Annotated in this window: 18 protein-coding genes, 1 tRNA gene and 1 pseudogene; 11 read left to right on the top strand and 9 right to left on the bottom strand. The window is 70.2% G+C overall.

Going from position 1 to position 15867, the window contains the following annotated elements; translation table 11 throughout:
* Positions 1-75: 75 nt before the first annotated feature.
* Positions 76-714, bottom strand: a complete 639-nt coding sequence (locus KBX46_RS07795) for a septal ring lytic transglycosylase RlpA family protein (protein ID WP_210791909.1) — start codon at positions 712-714, stop codon at positions 76-78.
* A gap of 188 nt (positions 715-902) precedes the next feature.
* Between KBX46_RS07795 and KBX46_RS07790 the strand changes: the two genes are divergently transcribed.
* The 3 genes from KBX46_RS07790 to KBX46_RS07780 are packed head-to-tail and all read left to right on the top strand — an operon-like array spanning position 903 to position 3017.
* Complete coding sequence (locus KBX46_RS07790; RefSeq protein ID WP_210791907.1) at positions 903-1454, top strand: phosphoribosyltransferase family protein; 552 nt, start codon at positions 903-905, stop codon at positions 1452-1454.
* Positions 1455-1487: 33 nt separating this feature from the next.
* Entirely contained in the window at positions 1488-2528 is a 1041-nt protein-coding gene (locus tag KBX46_RS07785; protein WP_210791906.1) for a questin oxidase family protein, read from the top strand.
* A gap of 57 nt (positions 2529-2585) precedes the next feature.
* Positions 2586-3017: an ASCH domain-containing protein gene (locus KBX46_RS07780; protein ID WP_088950881.1), complete on the top strand. Its 432-nt coding sequence runs from the start codon at positions 2586-2588 to the stop codon at positions 3015-3017.
* Between the two features lie 10 nt (positions 3018-3027).
* Here the strand turns inward: KBX46_RS07780 and KBX46_RS07775 are convergent, their stop codons facing one another.
* Entirely contained in the window at positions 3028-3906 is an 879-nt protein-coding gene (locus KBX46_RS07775; protein ID WP_210791897.1) for an LLM class flavin-dependent oxidoreductase, read from the bottom strand.
* 75 nt (positions 3907-3981) lie between these two features.
* On the opposite strand from KBX46_RS07775, the gene KBX46_RS07770 reads away from it, so the two are divergent.
* From KBX46_RS07770 to KBX46_RS07760, 3 genes are all read left to right on the top strand, one after another.
* Positions 3982-4401 carry a hypothetical protein gene (locus KBX46_RS07770; RefSeq protein ID WP_210791895.1) on the top strand — a complete coding sequence of 140 codons (420 nt, stop codon included), beginning with the start codon at positions 3982-3984 and terminating at the stop codon, positions 4399-4401.
* 73 nt (positions 4402-4474) lie between these two features.
* Entirely contained in the window at positions 4475-5179 is a 705-nt protein-coding gene (locus KBX46_RS07765) for a dihydrofolate reductase family protein (protein ID WP_210791893.1), read from the top strand.
* A 33-nt stretch (positions 5180-5212) separates the two neighbouring features.
* Positions 5213-5857: a dihydrofolate reductase family protein gene (locus KBX46_RS07760; RefSeq protein WP_210791891.1), complete on the top strand. Its 645-nt coding sequence runs from the start codon at positions 5213-5215 to the stop codon at positions 5855-5857.
* A gap of 56 nt (positions 5858-5913) precedes the next feature.
* On the opposite strand, the gene KBX46_RS07755 is transcribed toward KBX46_RS07760, so the two are convergent.
* Positions 5914-6258: a VOC family protein gene (locus KBX46_RS07755; RefSeq protein WP_308159413.1), complete on the bottom strand. Its 345-nt coding sequence runs from the start codon at positions 6256-6258 to the stop codon at positions 5914-5916.
* Positions 6259-6487: 229 nt separating this feature from the next.
* Here KBX46_RS07755 and KBX46_RS07750 point away from each other — a divergent pair, with 229 nt between their 5' ends.
* Positions 6488-7003 (top strand): DUF6886 family protein, encoded by a 516-nt coding sequence (locus tag KBX46_RS07750; protein ID WP_308159412.1) that lies wholly within the window; start codon positions 6488-6490, stop codon positions 7001-7003.
* Positions 7004-7089: 86 nt separating this feature from the next.
* Here KBX46_RS07750 and KBX46_RS07745 read toward each other — a convergent pair.
* The 3 genes and pseudogenes from KBX46_RS07745 to KBX46_RS07735 all read right to left on the bottom strand — a co-directional run bounded on the left by KBX46_RS07745 (position 7090) and on the right by KBX46_RS07735 (position 9442).
* Positions 7090-7940, bottom strand: a pseudogene (locus KBX46_RS07745) (IS5 family transposase).
* Between the two features lie 114 nt (positions 7941-8054).
* Positions 8055-8858 carry a hypothetical protein gene (locus KBX46_RS07740; RefSeq protein ID WP_210791885.1) on the bottom strand — a complete coding sequence of 268 codons (804 nt, stop codon included), beginning with the start codon at positions 8856-8858 and terminating at the stop codon, positions 8055-8057.
* On the bottom strand, positions 8855-9442 hold the full coding sequence (locus KBX46_RS07735; protein ID WP_099849592.1) for an RNA polymerase sigma factor: 588 nt from the start codon (positions 9440-9442) through the stop codon (positions 8855-8857). The genes KBX46_RS07740 and KBX46_RS07735 overlap by 4 nt, the downstream gene beginning before the upstream one ends.
* A gap of 132 nt (positions 9443-9574) precedes the next feature.
* Between KBX46_RS07735 and KBX46_RS07730 the strand changes: the two genes are divergently transcribed.
* The 3 genes from KBX46_RS07730 to KBX46_RS07720 are packed head-to-tail and all read left to right on the top strand — an operon-like array spanning position 9575 to position 10782.
* On the top strand, positions 9575-9901 hold the full coding sequence (locus KBX46_RS07730; protein WP_210791882.1) for a hypothetical protein: 327 nt from the start codon (positions 9575-9577) through the stop codon (positions 9899-9901).
* A 17-nt stretch (positions 9902-9918) separates the two neighbouring features.
* The gene (locus KBX46_RS07725) at positions 9919-10269 is read left to right on the top strand and encodes a hypothetical protein (RefSeq protein WP_210791880.1); all 351 of its coding nucleotides are present in this window, start codon (positions 9919-9921) and stop codon (positions 10267-10269) included.
* A 51-nt stretch (positions 10270-10320) separates the two neighbouring features.
* Positions 10321-10782, top strand: a complete 462-nt coding sequence (locus KBX46_RS07720) for a hypothetical protein (protein ID WP_210791878.1) — start codon at positions 10321-10323, stop codon at positions 10780-10782.
* Positions 10783-11098: 316 nt separating this feature from the next.
* Here KBX46_RS07720 and KBX46_RS07715 read toward each other — a convergent pair whose 3' ends face one another.
* Positions 11099-13390, bottom strand: a complete 2292-nt coding sequence (locus KBX46_RS07715) for a hypothetical protein (RefSeq protein ID WP_210791876.1) — start codon at positions 13388-13390, stop codon at positions 11099-11101.
* A gap of 574 nt (positions 13391-13964) precedes the next feature.
* Positions 13965-14038: transfer RNA gene (locus KBX46_RS07710), tRNA-Gly, on the bottom strand.
* 202 nt (positions 14039-14240) lie between these two features.
* Between KBX46_RS07710 and KBX46_RS07705 the strand changes: the two genes are divergently transcribed.
* A complete protein-coding gene (locus KBX46_RS07705) occupies positions 14241-15224 on the top strand; it encodes a zinc metalloprotease (protein ID WP_210791875.1) in 984 nt (327 codons plus the stop codon).
* Between the two features lie 73 nt (positions 15225-15297).
* Here KBX46_RS07705 and KBX46_RS07700 read toward each other — a convergent pair whose 3' ends face one another.
* The gene (locus tag KBX46_RS07700; protein WP_088950868.1) at positions 15298-15837 is read right to left on the bottom strand and encodes a pyridoxamine 5'-phosphate oxidase family protein; all 540 of its coding nucleotides are present in this window, start codon (positions 15835-15837) and stop codon (positions 15298-15300) included.
* Positions 15838-15867: the final 30 nt, after the last annotated feature.

Genomic DNA, 15867 nt, shown 5'->3' with positions numbered 1-15867 from the left:
AACCTGACCCGTCGTCCGAGGAGGTTCTGACCGGCCGGTCCGATCGACCGGCCGAATCGACGTCGCTTGCCCCACTCAGCCGAGTACCTCGTAGCGGACGGTGAGCGCGCCCACGTCGACCGAGGCGATGGTGGCGAACGCGGCGCGGGAGAGGTCCAGGCAACGGCCGTCGATGAACGGGCCGCGATCGTTGATCCGCACCACTACCGACTTGCCGTTGGCCGGGTTGGTCACCCGGACCTTGGTGTTGAACGGCAGCGTCTTGTGTGCGGCGGTCAGCGCACTCGGGTTGAACGACTCACCGTTGGCGGTGAGCTGCCCGTCGGAGTAGAACGAGGCGCCGCACGAGCCGCTGTCCAGCACCTTCGGGGCGGCGGTGGTCTTCTTGGTGGTCGGCTTCGGCTTCGGCGACGCGGTGCGCTCCTTGCCTCGGGAGGCGGCCTGCTGCGACCGGCTGGCCGAGGGGCTGGCGGACGCGCTCGGGGAGACGCTGGCACTCGGGGACGCGGAGGCGGCCGGGGAGCTGGGGGCGAGGCTGCTGGCGGCGGTGGTCGGGGTGAGGTCGAGAGTCGTCTGGCCCGACTGAGCGGAGCCGGAGGTCAGCTGCACGGCACCGAACGTGCCCCCGACGGCGAGGGCGACGCCGACCGCCGCGGTGGCCACGATGCCCGCCGGGGAGGAGAAGATGCGGGTACGGGAGTGCTTACCTGCCACCGGCCCGGTCCTTTCGTCGACTGAACAAACCGGGTCGGACCGTAACGAGAGAAGCACTTCCGAAGTCAACGTGATCATAGTGGTATGCCCGTATTTGCACTGTTACGTGTAGCCGATCATCCGAGGCGGGATGGGCCGGCCGGCCCCGGGTGTCGGCACGTCGACCGGCCGTGGCGCAGGATGAGCGGATGCCCGCTGAGCTGACCGAACGCCTGGCCGCCCTGTTCCGGTGGATCGACCCCGGTCCGGGCACCAGTCACCTGGTCAGCGACATCTCCGGTTGGTGGCGCGACCCGACGGTGCTGGCCGAGCTGGGACCGGCCCTGGTGGCGCCGTACCGGGCCGCCCGGCCGACGGTGGTGCTCGCCCCGGCGGTCACCGGGCTGCTGCTCGGGCCGCTTGCCGCCACCGCCCTCGGGGTCGGCTTCGTGGCCGCACACAAACCCGCCGACGGCCGGCTGCCGGCCGGGCCGCTCACCTGGGCGCAGAGCCCACCGGACTACCGGGGACGACGGGTCGACCTGGCGGTACGGGACCGGCACCTCGGCCCCGACGACCGGGTGCTGGTGGTGGACGACTGGGTGCGTACGGGCGCGCAGCTCCACGCCCTCTATGACATCTGCGCGGCGCGTGGCGCCGAGGTGCTGGGCACCGCCGTGGTGGCCGTCGACTGCCCGCCCGAGGTCGCGGCCGACCTGCGGATCACCGGCCTGATCGACGCCGCCGATCTGCACGCTTGACCTGAACCTCGGTTCACGTCCGACGATCGATCCATGAGTGACGGCATTCTCGACGAGGCGTACGAAAGACTGCATCGCACCGGCCCCGAATACGAGGGGTGGCTCTCCAACCACGGACCGATGGCCGTCGAGGCGCTGGCCCGACACGGGCACCAGGGACAGGTGCACCGTTGGCTCGACGACTACCTCGGCCGACTCGACGAACTGCCCCGGGGGTTGCACCCGATCGACGACTGGCGAGCGGCGCTGGGGGATCCGAAGCGGGCCGGTGACTGGCTGGCGTACTTCGACCGGCAACTGCGCGACCACCCGTGGCGTGACGTGCTCGGAACCTGGTGGCCCCGTCTGCTGCCGGGCATCGCCGCCGGCGCCACCCACGGCGTGATCCGGGTCGGGCACGCCGTACGCGTCCTCGAAACGGACGACGTGAACCCACCTCGGCTCACCGAACTGGCCCAGGCCCTCGGCTACTGGGCGGCCCGCTGGCAGCCGATCCCCGGCACCGACCGTGTTCTCGACGGCCACCGGGCCGGCCGCGAGCAGATGGACGTGGACGCCGCGCTGGCCGGGCTGCCCCGGATCGACGACCAGACCGGCGGCGTCCGGGATCGGTTGGGTCAACTGCCGGGCGTACCCCGATGGGAGCCGGCGCTCGCGGCGCTGAGCCCCGCGCGGAGCCCGGACGAGGCGAAGCGCGGGCTCACCACGTTGGTGCACCGCGCCGGCCTGGACTACCTGCGCTTCGGTCACGCCGCGCCGGTCATGCTGGTGCACGCGGTCACCGCGCCGACCGCGGTGCTGCGTACCCTGCCGGCCCTGGACCGGGCGCTGTGGGCGCCGAGCCTCGCCGCGGCCTGGGCCGCGACGGCGGCCCTGACCTCGGTGTACGCCCCAGCCGACGGCATCGCGCCACCGACCGTGACCGCCGCGACACCGACGGAGGTCTTCGCCCGAGCGGCTCGGCACGGCGACGAGCACGTGGTCAAGCTCGCCGACGCGGTGCTCGACGCGCACGCGGCCACTGGCGACGACCGGCTGCTCACCGCCGCCGGCTACGCCGGCCAACTGATCTGAGCAGGCCCCGGCGCAATGCGGCGGCAGTACGGGTCGCGCTGGCCTAGCCTCGGCAGGATGTGGCCTCGGATCGGTGAACTGCGCACCCTTGCCCTCGGCACCCCCGGCGAGCTGCGGGCGACCCTCAACACCCTCGTGCTGGCCGGCGTGAAGACCGCGACGGCCGGCCGGCTCGCCGAGTACGCGGAAGAGGGCGAGGAGCTGGAGCAGGTCGGGGAACGGCTGGCCCTGGTCGACGACGACGACGCGCTGGCCGGCGTCGTGGAGATCACCGGAGTCGAGGTGGTCCGCTTCGCGGACGTGCCATGGGACTTCGCCCGCGCCGAGGGTGAGGGGGACCGCTCGATCGAGGAGTGGCGGGCCGGGCACGCGGCCTACTGGGCGGGCCTCGGCACCCCGGTCGACGGCGACACCCCGATCGTGTGCCTACGCCTGCGACTGGTGTCCGGCGGCGAGGGCGGAGTGGCCAGCGGCGACCTCGGCACCTGACGCGGCCACGTCAGGCGCGCAGCTCGGGCAGCAACCGCGTCGCCACGTCCGCGAGGATGGCCTCGTCGCCGGCGTACCAACTGCTGGCGCGCGGCCAGTGCGTCACCACGTCGGTGAAGCCCAGGTCCGCGGCCCGGCCGACCTGGTCGGCGAAGAACTGCGCGCTGCTGAGCGAGAACACCGGCGCCGCGTCCAGCGAGAGGTAACGGTCCAGAGTGGCCGGATCGCGGCCGGCCTCCTCCAGCGTGCGATCCATCCGCGCGGACAGCGCCGACACGGTGTCCCACCAGCCCGACACGTCGTCGGCATCGGTGCCGGTGGTCACCCAGCCCTGACCGAACCGGGCCACCAGCCGCATCGATCGCGGCCCGTTGGCGGCCACCACGAAGGGAACCCGGGGCTGCTGCACGCAGCCGGGGTTGTTGCGGGCGTCCACCGCGGCGAACCACTCACCACGCCAGGTGGTGCCGTCCTCGCGCAGGACGAGATCGAGCAGCTCGGTGAACTCGGCGAACCGGTCCACCCGCTGACGCGGCGGCAGGGTCTCACCGCCCAGCACGGCCGAGTCGAACCCGATACCACCCGCGCCCAGGCCGAGCAGCAGCCGACCGTCGCAGACGTCGTCCACGGTGGTGATCTGCCGGGCGAACGCCGCCGGGTGCCGGAAGTTCGGCGACGCCACCAGGGTGCCCAACCGGATCCGGGAGGTCACCGTCGCGGCGGCGGTCAGCGTGGCCATCGAGTCGAACCACGGGCCGTCGACCAGGTCACGCCAACCCAGGTGGTCGTAGGTCCAGGCGTGGTCGAAGCCCCACTCGTCCACCTGCCGCCACCGACGCTGTGCCTCCGCCCACCGCTGGTCGGGCAGGATGACGATGCCAATCCGCATGATCGCCAGCCTAGCCGGGGACAGCACCGCCGCCGGTTGTCGATCCGCGTTGCGGTCGGCCCGTACCCTCCCGGCATGCCCGCCGAAGCATCTGCTGCCCGCGTACCCCGGGATCGCCGCGGCCGCACGATCCGCACGGTGGCCATGACGCTCGCGGTGGTTGTCCCGTCCTTCCTCCTCCGCGAGCTGATCGAGTCCCGGTTCGGTCGCGGGCCGATGGCCGACCTCAGTGCGATCGCACTGCCGATGGCGGCGACCGCGTGGCTGGCGCCGTACGCCTCCTATCGGCGACGCGACGCCCTGCTCTGGCTGGCGGGCCCGGGCATCTACGTCTTCGCGGTGATCGCCTGGCGGGTGGCCCTCGCGCCCTACCGGGACTGGCGGCCCCGCCCCGAGGAGTTGCCCCGGATGCGCTGGTCCCGGGACCCGGAACACGCCGGAACCTGGTACCTGACCGAGCCTTCGGGTGACGCACGTCACACTGCTCTCGGGTAGGGGTCTCCCGTTCGGCTCCGACCCCTTGGCGAGCTGCACCCCGTCGGGTGTGACCGAGGAGAGGACCAACGCGATGACCAAGGTGACCGCACAGCTGTCGGTGTCGGTGGACGGCTTCTACGCCGGCCCGCGGTTCGAGGGCGACAGCAACTGGATGGACTCGGCGGAGAGTGCCGGGTTCTTCCGGGTCACCCGCTGGGCGACGGAGGCGTCGGCGTGGCGTGAACGACAGGGCTTCGCCGGTGGTGAGAAGGACACCAACTCCGAGGTAATCGCCGAGTCGTTCGGGGCCGCCGGCGCGTACGTGATGGGGCGCCGGATGGCCGACGGCGGTGAGGCGCCCTGGGGCGAGGAGCCGCCGTTCCGCGCGCCGGTCTTCGTCGTCACGCACCGCCCCCGCCAGACTCTCCTGCGGGGCGGAGGCACCAGCTTCACCTACGTCACCGATGGCGTGGCCAGTGCCGTCGAGCAGGCGCGCGCCGTGGCCGGCGGCAAGAACGTCGCCGTGGCCGGAGGCGGCAGCCTGGTGCGGCAGGTCATCAAGGCGGGGCTGCTCGACGAGTTGGAGCTGCACGTCGTACCGGTCGTGCTCGGCACCGGCCTGCGACTGTTCGACGCGGATCTCGACCTCGGCGACAAGGAGGCGATCGAACTGACGCCGACCCGCGTCCTGCACACCCCGCAGGTCACCCACATCCGGTACGACGTGAACGGTCGCGCCCCACTCGTGCTCGACGATCGGGGCAGGGGCGGCGGCCCGACGACGACCACGAACTGAGTCACCCGACCCGCCACCTCAAGAGGAGACGCCATGCCGCAACTGCTGCGGGTGCAGTGCTTCAACGTGTCGCGCGACGGGTTCGGCACCAGCGAGGGGCAGAGCCTGGAACGGCCCTTCGGCCACGCGGACCCCACCCCGCTGTTCTCCTGGCGGGCCGCCACCGCCAGCTTCGTGTATCGCACCGAGCCCGGCGGCAGTCGCGGCCTCGACGACTATCTGACCCGCGACGCCGAGTGCAACATCGGCGCGGAGATCATGGGTCGCAACAAGTTCGGCCCTCAGCGCGGGCCCTGGGAGAACCACGACTGGCAGGGCTGGTGGGGGGACAACCCGCCGTTCCACACGCCGGTCTTCGTGCTCACCCACCACGTACGCCCGTCGTTCACGCTGTCCGACACCACGTTCCACTTCCTCGACGCCAGCCCGGCCGAGGCGCTGGCCCGGGCGAAGCAGGCAGCCGACGGTCGCGACGTACGCCTCGGTGGTGGGGTCGCCACCATCCGCGAGTTCCTCGATGCCGACCTGGTCGACACGATGCACATCGCCGTCGCGCCCGTCGACCTCGACCGGGGCGAGCGCCTGTGGGACAGCCCCGACGAACTTCTCGACCGCTTCCACCTGGAGTCGGTGCCCAGCGCCAGCGGAGTCACCCATCTCCTGTTCTGGCGACGCTGACCCGCGATCCTGGGCAGTTTCCGTTACGCCTGAACTGTCCAAGATCTCGGCAGGCTCTAAGCGAGGCGGGACAGCACCAGCATGCGGTTGCCGTCGGGATCCGTGACCCGGGCGGACCGCTCCCCCCACGGCTGGTCGACGGGGTCCTCGGTGACCGTGGCACCGCCCGAGCGCAGGGCGTGCACGGCGGCGTCGCAGTCGTCGGCATAGACGCACAGTTCCCAGCGGTGCGACTCGGCCGGCCCGCCGGCCTCCGGATTGGCGGCCAGGCCCAGCTCGCTGTTGCCCAGTCGGAGTGCGACGAACTCTGGAACACCCTCGTCCGGGAACCGGTAGGTCAGCTCGAAGCCGACCACATCCCGGTAGAACCCGATCAGTCGTGGCAGGTCAGGTGTCGTCACGATCGGAAAAGCTTCGGTGAACACGGACCACCTCCAGAGCGGACACTAACGGACGCTCTGTGTGATCGGGAGCAACCGTTTGGGATGCACCCCCGTCGAAGAGCGGTTGTTCGAGTGCCGCTATTCCGGTGGCGCTGAGTTAGGAGCGCGACCGGAGGCTGCCCGAATGTGGTTGAGCTGAGCACCTCTCCCAGGTAGGAACGACCAAATGCGACCAGAGCCTGGGCAGGTGCTGCATTTCTCGGAAGACCCGACGATCACGCGGTTCGTTCCGCATGTCGCCGCGACCGCTCAGCAACCGGACGCATACGTGTGGGCCGTCGACCAGGATCGGGCTCCCGATTACTGGTTCCCGCGCCAGTGCCCCCGGGCGATGGCCTGGGTGCTGCCGACCACCTCTCGGGCGGATCGTGATCGGGTCGTCGGAGCGGGCTGCGGCGAGCGAGTACATGCGATCGAGTACGGCTGGCTGGAGGCGATGCAGAGGGTGCGACTGTTCGCGTACCGGCTACCCGCTGATCGCTTCCAACTATTCGGCACTCCCGAACCACACGCGCTCGTGGCAGTCGAGCCCGTCACACCCCTCGGTCCTCCCGAGCCGGTGGGTGATCTGCTGCGGTGTCACGCCGAGGCGGGAATCCAGCTTCGCGTGCTGAACAACCTCTGGTCCTTCTGGGACGTAGTGACCAACAGCTCGGTCGGCTTCAGTGGCATCAGGCTGCGCAACGCAAGGCCCCGCTCCTGATCCTCCCTGGAAATTGGAAGGCCGTTGCTGGGACGATGACCGCCGCTGAGATCCCTCTGAGGGCTCTAGGGCGTGTCTTCAAAGGCTCACAACCATTGGAGTAGCGCGGCGATAGTGACTGTGGCCTGGAACGAGGTCGCGGTCTTGTCGTAGCGGGTCGCCACGCTGCGGCACTGCTTGAGCCGGTTGAAGCACCGTTCGACGACGTTGCGCCGTTTGTAGAGCTGCTTGTCGAACGCCGGTGGTCGGCCGCCACGGCTGCCGCGTCGGTAGCGGTTGGCCTGCTGGTCGGCGCGCTCAGGGATCGTGTGTCCGACGCCGCGCCGGCGCAGGTCAGCCCGGATGGCCTTGGAGCTGTAGCCCTTGTCGGCGATGACATGGTCGGGCCGGACCCGAGGTCGGCCGGGTCCGGCCCGCTCGACCCGGATCGCTGCCATGACGTGCGTGAAGCGGCTGCAGTCGTTGACGTTGCCGCCGGTAAGCACGAACGCCAGGGTCCGACCCAGGCCGTCGCAGGCGAGGTGAATCTTGGTGGTCAGTCCACCTCGACTTCGACCGAGGGCGTGATCTTGTGGTTCGTCCGATTCGCAGGCCCCCCTTTAGCGCCCGCAGCGTGCTGGTGGGCACGCACGATCGTGGAGTCCACCGACACCAGCCAGTCAATGTCCCCGGCAGCGTCCGCGTCGGCCTGGACCCCGGCCAGCATCCGCTCGAACGTGCCATCAAGGGCCCACCTGCGGAAACGGGTATAGATCGACTGCCACGACCCGTAGCGGACGGGCACATCACGCCACGCCGCCCCGGCCCGGATCTTCCACACGATCCCGTTGAGGACCCGCCGGTCATCGACCCGAGGCCGACCACCGATCACCACCGACGGCAGATACCGCGATAGCGCATCCCACTCGACGTCAGACAACTCGTAGCGACGACCCACGCCCTACATCATCCGACAACAAAAATCCTTTGAAGACACCGCCTAGAGCTGACAGCGCGAAAGCACCGCGTCCGACGCCGGAAGCCCCGGTCGTCGCTGGCACCACCGCGCTGCCTACCGGCTCCAACGCTCCGCGGGTAGGCAGTTGGTGCCGGGCGAGCCGTAGACGACAGTGCCCGACGGGTCCCCGTAGCAGTGGTCGAACTCGTCCGACGGACGAAAGAGCGGACGGCGGTCGATTTCGGCACCGGTGTCGTCGTAACTGACCAACTCGGCGCCCTCGTTGGCGTTGGCATTCTCGGTGATCAGGCCGAACACACCGTTGGCCAACCGCGCCGTGGTCGTCTGCCCATCCCCGTGTTCGAGCACCAGCCGGTGCACCCGAGCGCTGACCCGGCCAGTCGCCGCGACGTCGCCGCCGTTGACTCTGCTGGACACGAGCAGGAGTCGCTGGACCGGGCCGGGCAACCAGTTCCGTTGTGGCCAGTCCCGTTCACTGCTGGCGGCCCCGCTGATCTCCTGATGTGGCACCGTGGAGACTTCACAGGTGAAGTACCCGGTCTCCGATATGAAAAGCGCCACGGCCCGGTGATCCTGCTCGGCGGCCACGGCCAACTGGTCCATCGACACCGGAAGCCGCTCCATCTCCTCGTTCCACGACAGGCACTGCTCCATTGATCGGCGCAGCGTCGGTGACAGTTCGCTCGGACCCATCGCCAGATGCCGCACATCGTCGCCACTCGGCACCATCGCCACACCGGCGACCATGGCCGCAGCCGTCGCCAAGGTGGCCACTCCGAGCCGTAGCGCCCGGCGGGATCGCGGACGATGGACAGAAGCCATCAGATCCGAACGCATCCGCGCCGCCGCGCCGGGCGGCAGATCCCGCTCGACAGGCGTTTCGAAAATGCCCTTCATCGCTCATCCTCCTGCTTGGTTCCGTCGACGACCATCCGTGCCAGTCGGGCCCGTGCGCGACTGACACGTGAACGGAGCGCGCCTTCGTTGATGCCGAGGACCGCAGCCGCCTCGGCGTACGGCACGCCCGACCAGAGGCACAGGGCAACCGCCTCGCGCTCGGCGCGAGGTAATCGGCGTACGACCGCCAGGACGTCGGCCATCTGCCGTTCGTCATCGAGCCGAGCGACTACGTCGTCCGCCGGGTCCGCCTCCACCCCACGTCCCGGCGGCAACCTCCGCAGGGCTGCCAACCACCGCCGGGCCGAGCGCCACTCGGTGCGGGTCGTGTTGGTGGCGACCACCAGCAGCCACGGCAGCGCCAACCCGTCGACCAGGACCGCCGCTTCGCCACGCCTACGCCACGCGACCAGGAAGGTGGACTGCGTCACGTCCTCGGCGAGCGTCCACGAGCCGGTGAGCCGGAACGCGTGGTTGTAGACCGCCCGGGCGTACCGGTCGAAGAGCCGGCCGAACGCGACCTCGTCACTGGCTGCGATGGCCGACCACAGATCTTGGTCGGACGGTTGTATCTGGCTCGTCACACCTGACTATCGCCGGTCGGGCCGAACCTGTTGCAGTCGTCTTCCGGGGTGATCGGCGCGCGAAGGCGAGAATCGACCGGAACGAATGGGGCGCCGCCTGGGGTCACTTGACGGCCGTGGGAGTCTCGCCGAGTGCTGGTTAGAGCAATCCTCGGGGCCGTCATCACCGCCATCGGGTGCGCGGGGGCGTTTGTCTTCGCCTACGCCGTGATCCTGGTCGGGGTGAAAGGCCAACGCGCCAGCGAACGGGGATGGGGGCGGGCGGCCAACCTGCCCCGAACTGTCTTCGCTGGCTACTTCGGCGCTGCCGGCCTTGCTCTTCTGTCGACGGCGCACCTGGCCCTGTTCTACCGCGACGAAGAGTGGTTCTGGCTGATCGCGCCCCAACAGGGAGCGGTGGTGCTTTCTCTTGCGGCGGGATGGCTCGCGATGCACAGGATGGGCAGGTCGCGTCGATGATCGGAGACACTTTCACCGTGCGAAACGACCTCGACCAGATCGAAGCGGCGTTCGTCGGCACGCCACTGGCCGGCCTGCCGATCGGGCACGGCCCGTCGGGCACTGTCCTCGTCGCCGACATCGACCCCAATCGCACGCAAGAGGCTTGGCAGGTTGCCGACGCACTGGTGTCGGTCACCGGACGCCTGCCCGTCATGGTCACCGACGACTTCGGCGACACGCCGAGGATCCGGCCCGAGCCCGAGCCCGGTCCGTCGGAGTCAGAGCTGCGCGCGTTCGCCGAGGCGGCCGAATCTTCCGACCCCTGGCTGGTCTACCGCCACTACCGCGCGGACGACGACGTCGACGAGGGCGAGGTCGAGTACTAAACGCGTGGCAGGGCTGGCGCAGACCTGGACCTGACGGCCCTGGTGTCGGATATGGCGCTGCCGACTCCGCTCCAGGAGCTGGAGCGGGCGCTGTACGATCGGCTGCTCGCCGACGCCGACCTGTACGCCCGGGTGCTTGGCAGGGTGCGGTTCGTGACGCAGACCGATTACTGGTTCACGCCTAACAGCGTCCTGCTCATGTTGCTGCCCACCAGCGATGTCCGCAGCTCGGGGTACTGGGTCGACTTCTTCGGTGCGCCCGCCCGGGGGTACCGGTGGATGCTGGCCGAGGCGTTGACGCAGTGGCGTCACCGGTGGGACGCCCGCCTGGTCGCGTCTTGGGGTGGCACCATGCTGCAGTTCCAGGTGGGTCGTCGCCCGGCACCGGGTGACGAGGCGTGGACCGCGGCCGGCCAGCTCAAGGCGCTGGCACCGAACCTCGACCTGTGCCGATGGGAGGTCGCCGTTGCCTTGCCCGCCGGTGACGCGTGGTTCGTGCACAACCGACCCTGACGACTCGACCAGGCCGTGATCCGCCGAGCTCGGCCGTCGCCTGCGGACTGAGCCGCTCCTTGAAGTCGTGGTCCTAAGGGACGTCCTCGTCGATCCCCAATAGCGTCAGGCGTCCCTTAGTCGGCCGCGGGCTGTCGCCAGCGTCCGGCCCGGATCCGGTCGGCTGGGTACAGCTCACGGCCAGTTCAGGGCCGGTAGTCTGCGCGACCGGCTACCGAAGCAGGCGGCCGAACCAGCGAGCTGGTTCGGCGGCATCCGAAGGCGGAAAACGACGCCGCCCGCCCGGTGACCCGGACGGGCGGCGATCACGACCGCGTCAGCAGGTGCAGTCGGGCGGGACGACGTAGAAGGCGATGTTGGTGTTGCTGCCCTCGTACCCGGCGTTGCCGGACCAGGAGAACTCGTAAAGGAACTGCGGGTAGGTGTTGGCGTCCACGGTCGGCAGCGAGTCCCGCAGCGAGAAGGTGCCGTCCGCCGCGGTGGTGACGTTCGGGAGCGGGACCGAGGTGCCGTCCGGGCCGACCCGGTTGACGGTCAGCGTCACGCTTGCGCCGATCGACCCGGTACGGGTGCCGGTGACCTTGCCGTCGATGACCGACTGCTGGCCGTTGACCAGGGTGCGGTCCGGGGACGTGACCTCGATGGACGACGGCTGCTTCTGCACGGTCACGTCGACGGTGCCGGACGACCGCCGGTGGGTCGAGTTGCCGTCCCAGGCTAGCTTGTAGGTGACCTGCCCCGTGACCGTGACGCTGTCGTCGAAGCCGAAGGCGCACGACGCGTCGGTGGTCAGGTCCGGCAGCTTCTTCTCGTTACCGCCGTTGACGCTCCGGCTCACGTGGACCGTGGCCGGGCCCTGGCAGGCCCCAACGTCCTGGGAGATCGCTCCGGTGACCCGGAACTTCTCCCCGACGTACGCCGGGTCCGCCACCGTGCCGCTGATCTGGGAGTCCTTGGACGAGACGGTGACCTCCCGGGTGGCCGACGCCGGCGCGTACACCGGCGAGCCGGCGTCCCAGCTGACCGTGTAGACGTACCGGCCGCCCTGCGCCGGCGTGTCGAGGATCGCGAAGCCGCCAGCGCTGTCGGTGGTGACGGTCGGAAGCTGCTCGGTCACCCCGTCCACGCGGTTGTTCCAGATGGTCCTGGTAACTCCGATCTGCTGGGGATCTGTGGGCACCTTGCCGTCGAAGCTCAGCGTGCCGGAGAGCTGCAGGCGCTTGCCGTCCTCGCCGGCCGCCGCGCCGGTGAGGGTGAGCGTCGGGGTGCGCCCGGCCACCGGCACTGTCAGCGAGGCGTCGCTGCCCTGGTAGTTCGGGGTCCGGGCCCAGGAGACCTCGTAGCGGATCTCCCCGCTGACCGGCGGGGTGTCGGTGATCGTGAAGGTGCCGTCCGCCGCGGTGGTGGCCGAGAGCGCGGTGCGGCTGTCGTCCGGCAGGATCCGGGTGACGTCGAGCCGCTGCACGCCCGGGGCCGCTCCGTCGGCCAGGGTGAGCCGGCCGGTGACGGTCATCGGGTCGAGGGCGGTGGCGGACTCCGGCCCGGTCAGCGAGATCGCCGACTTGGGCAGGGTCACGTCGACCGCCCGCCAGAGGTGGTAGCGCTCGCTGTCCCGGTCGTACACCAGGCCGAAGACGTCGGTGCCGAGGAATGCCAGGCTGCCCTCCACCACCGCACCGTCCAGGCTGTCGGCCTGGTTGACCGGTGCGCCACTGGCGAGGGTGTGCACGATCAGCTCCGGACTGCCGTCGCGCCCGCCGGCGAGGTAGCGGCCGTCGGGGCTGATCGTGACCGCGTCCGGCCGGCCGGGGCCGGCGCCGTAGTGGCGTACCTCGGCCAGGGTGGTGGTGTCGTAGCCGATGTGGGTGGCCGAGCTGCCGTAGGCCCCGATCACCTGGCTGCCGTCCGGGGTGACGACCAGCTCGCGAAGGTCTGCCACGATGCTGTTCATGATCGTGCCGCGCCGCGTCGCCTGTGCGCCGTCCACGGAGTAGACCTCGACCATCGCGGGGCTGAGGCCGGGAGAGCCGGTGGCCAGCACGTTGCCGGCCACCGCGACCCGTGGCGCCTGGTACATGTAGTTGGTGATGCCGACGACCGTGGGATCGGCCGCCGCGACGTCGAGCGTCAGCACGCCGCCGGTCGACTCGAACCCGCAGCCGTAGCCGACCCAGACCCGGCTTCCGGACAGGGCGAGGTTCGTCGGGCAGCGGTACCCCTCCAGGGAAATCTTCCGGACGACCTGCAGGGTGGCGGTGTCGACCTCGGCCAGTTCACCGCTGTCGCTCAGCGCGACGTAGAGGCGGTCGCGATCGGTGTCGATGGCGAGGCCGACCGCGCCGGCCATCCCCTCCAGGGTGTCGGTCACCGCGCCGGTGGCGTCGGCGACGACGACCCGGTCGACCGCGGCGACGAAGACCCGGCCGTCGCCCGCGGCGACGTCGCGGGCGCTGGTGACGCCCTCCAGGAGGGTGCTGGTGTCCGCGGCGGCGGCCGGTGCCGCGACGCCGACCGCAGCGGCGGCGGCCAGGGCCGCCGTGGCGGTCGCGCCGGCGATCCGGCGCGGCAGTGCGGCTCGGGTACGGGCGGATGGTGAGCTGTGAAGCATGGGTACTCCCCGTCTGGCGCGACACCTCGCCGCGCCGGGAGGGAGCATGGCCGCCCCCTCCGACGGGATTCCACCCCGCTCCGCCGATCGACCGGGCATCCTCAGATGGCGACAAGGGCGACATGATCATGTGACCTTTTGGGACGGCGGGGCGCTGGTTTTGGTGGTGTAGAGCGTTTTCGCCGAGGCGGCGCGGCGAACGCGGCCCGCCGGCGGGCTACTCAGACCGGGGCGAGCACCCGTGACCTGACCCGGATGGGGCATGACTCATCGCAGGCCGCGTTGATCTATCAGCACGCCACGGCCGAAGCGGACCGTGCCATTGCCAGGCGCTGCACCAGGCGTTGCGGGTGGACCGGAATGGGCCCGGTAAGCCGGTAGGCAGCGCGAGCAAGACCAAAGGCAAGCCGGGCAAGAAGTCCGGCAGCAAGAAGGGTAAGAAGGGGTCAGCGGACCGGGACGGGGCCGGGGATGACCGTGGCTAATGGCACGCTAATGGCACACGGCATGACGGCTCACCTCGGAACATCGAAGGCCCTGACCGGGACTCGCGTCCTGACCAGGGCCTTCGCAGTGGAGCGGGTGACGGGAATCGAACCCGCACTGTCAGCTTGGGAAGCTGATGTTCTGCCATTGAACTACACCCGCAGGCGGCACCACTGTACCCGAGTGGTCGATCCGGTGCACCCAGGCACCCCCGCGAGCCCACCACGCCAGGCGCCCAGGAAGAAGTTTCCGGACGGCAACATATGGCCGTTCTCAAATGCGTCGATGAGTTGTAACGTCTGCCACACGTTGCCAGCCACGGCGTGACACACCCCCTGCCGCGCCGCCAGAAAGAGGTGGGCCCATGGGACCCCGTCCCAACCTGCTGACCCGGCGTGCTGCCGGTGTCGCGTCGACGACCCTCGCGCTGCTGCTCAGCACCGCTGCGGTGGGCGTCGTTCCGGCTGCTTCGGCCTTCTCCGCGGCGCCCGGTGGCGCCTGCGTGGAGCCAGCCGACAGCCACTCCAACGCCCGGCTCAAGCCCGGTGCGGCGGCCAAGCACGACCCGAACGAGTTGACCGCGCAGCAGGTCCGCGAGCGGGACGCGGACCTCGCCGCTGCGTTGCGCGAGCGCGCCAACTTCCGTACCGGCGCCGGTGCGACGGCGCTGGCCACGGTCACCATCCCGGTGGTGGTGCACGTGATTCAGGAGAACAGCACCCGGGCCGGCGGCAACATCCCCGACTCGCTGATCACCTCGCAGATCACCGTGCTCAACCAGGCATACGCCGGTGCGACCGGCGGAGCGGTCACCGCGTTCGCCTTCCGACTCGACAAGATCAACCGGGTGACGAACCCGTCGTGGTACCCGATCGTGCAGGGCTCGTCGGCGGAGCGGTCGATGAAGTCCTCGTTGCGGGTGGGCGGCAAGAACACCCTCAACATCTACCTCGGTGAGCTGAGCAACGACCTGCTGGGCTGGGCGACCTTCCCGCAGCGCAAACTGAGCAGCATGGACGGCGTGGTCGCGCTGAGCGAGTCGCTGCCGGGCGGCACCGCCACCAACTACAACCAGGGCGACACGGGCACCCACGAGGTGGGCCACTGGCTGAACCTCTACCACACCTTCCAGGGCGGGTGCGGCGGCTCGGGTGACAGCGTCAGCGACACCCCGGCCGAGGCGTCGCCGGCCTACCAGTGCCCGACCGGGCGCGACACCTGCTCGGCGACCGGGCTGGACCCGATCACCAACTTCATGGACTACACCTACGACTCGTGCATGTACCAGTTCACCGCCGGGCAGGCCAGCCGGATGCTGACCGCGTGGAACGCGTACCGGGCGGCATAACTTCCCTGCGTACGACCGGTGCCGGCCCCGTCACGACGGGGCCGGCACCGGTCGCTTTCTCCCCAGGACCAGGTCAGGCGGCCGAACACTGGACGTTGCGGCTGCGGCGGGCCGGGCGAGCCTGCGGTACGGCTGAAGGTGCGGCCGGGGCCAGTGGGTCGAGCCACACCTGCACCTCCGGCCCGCCGACGGCGACACCGAGGCCGTGCTGCTCCCGGCGGGCCAACATCGCCACGTCGACGGTGAACTCGAACAACCGCCAGTCGACCTGCGGCTCCGCCCGGGCGCCCTGCGCCAACCGTGCGACCCGGAGCGGATCGGTCACCGGACGGGCGCGACCCGCCACGTATGCCTCGTCGTCGCTCTCCTCCGGCGGGAACGAGTGCAGCGCGTAACGGCCGTCGCGTTCGAGATCGCGGCGCTTCGGAGAGTCGACGATGAAGCAGAACAAGCCCTCGTCGGTGATGACCGGGGAGACCGGATGGACCCGGGGCCCGCCGTCGGCGCGGACCGTGGCCAGGTAGCCGAAGCCTGGCCCGTACTGCTGGAGGAGAACGCGGATCCCGTCGGCGAGTCGGGGCTCGTCGGCGGCGAATTCGGACCAGGAAGCCATGCGGGCATTCTATCGAACAAATGTACGAGC

This window comes from Micromonospora sp. C81, from assembly GCF_018070425.1.
Classification (GTDB): domain Bacteria; phylum Actinomycetota; class Actinomycetes; order Mycobacteriales; family Micromonosporaceae; genus Micromonospora; species Micromonospora zamorensis.
The sequence above is the reverse complement of the archived record's forward strand: the minus strand, read 5'-3'. Positions and strand labels throughout refer to the sequence as shown.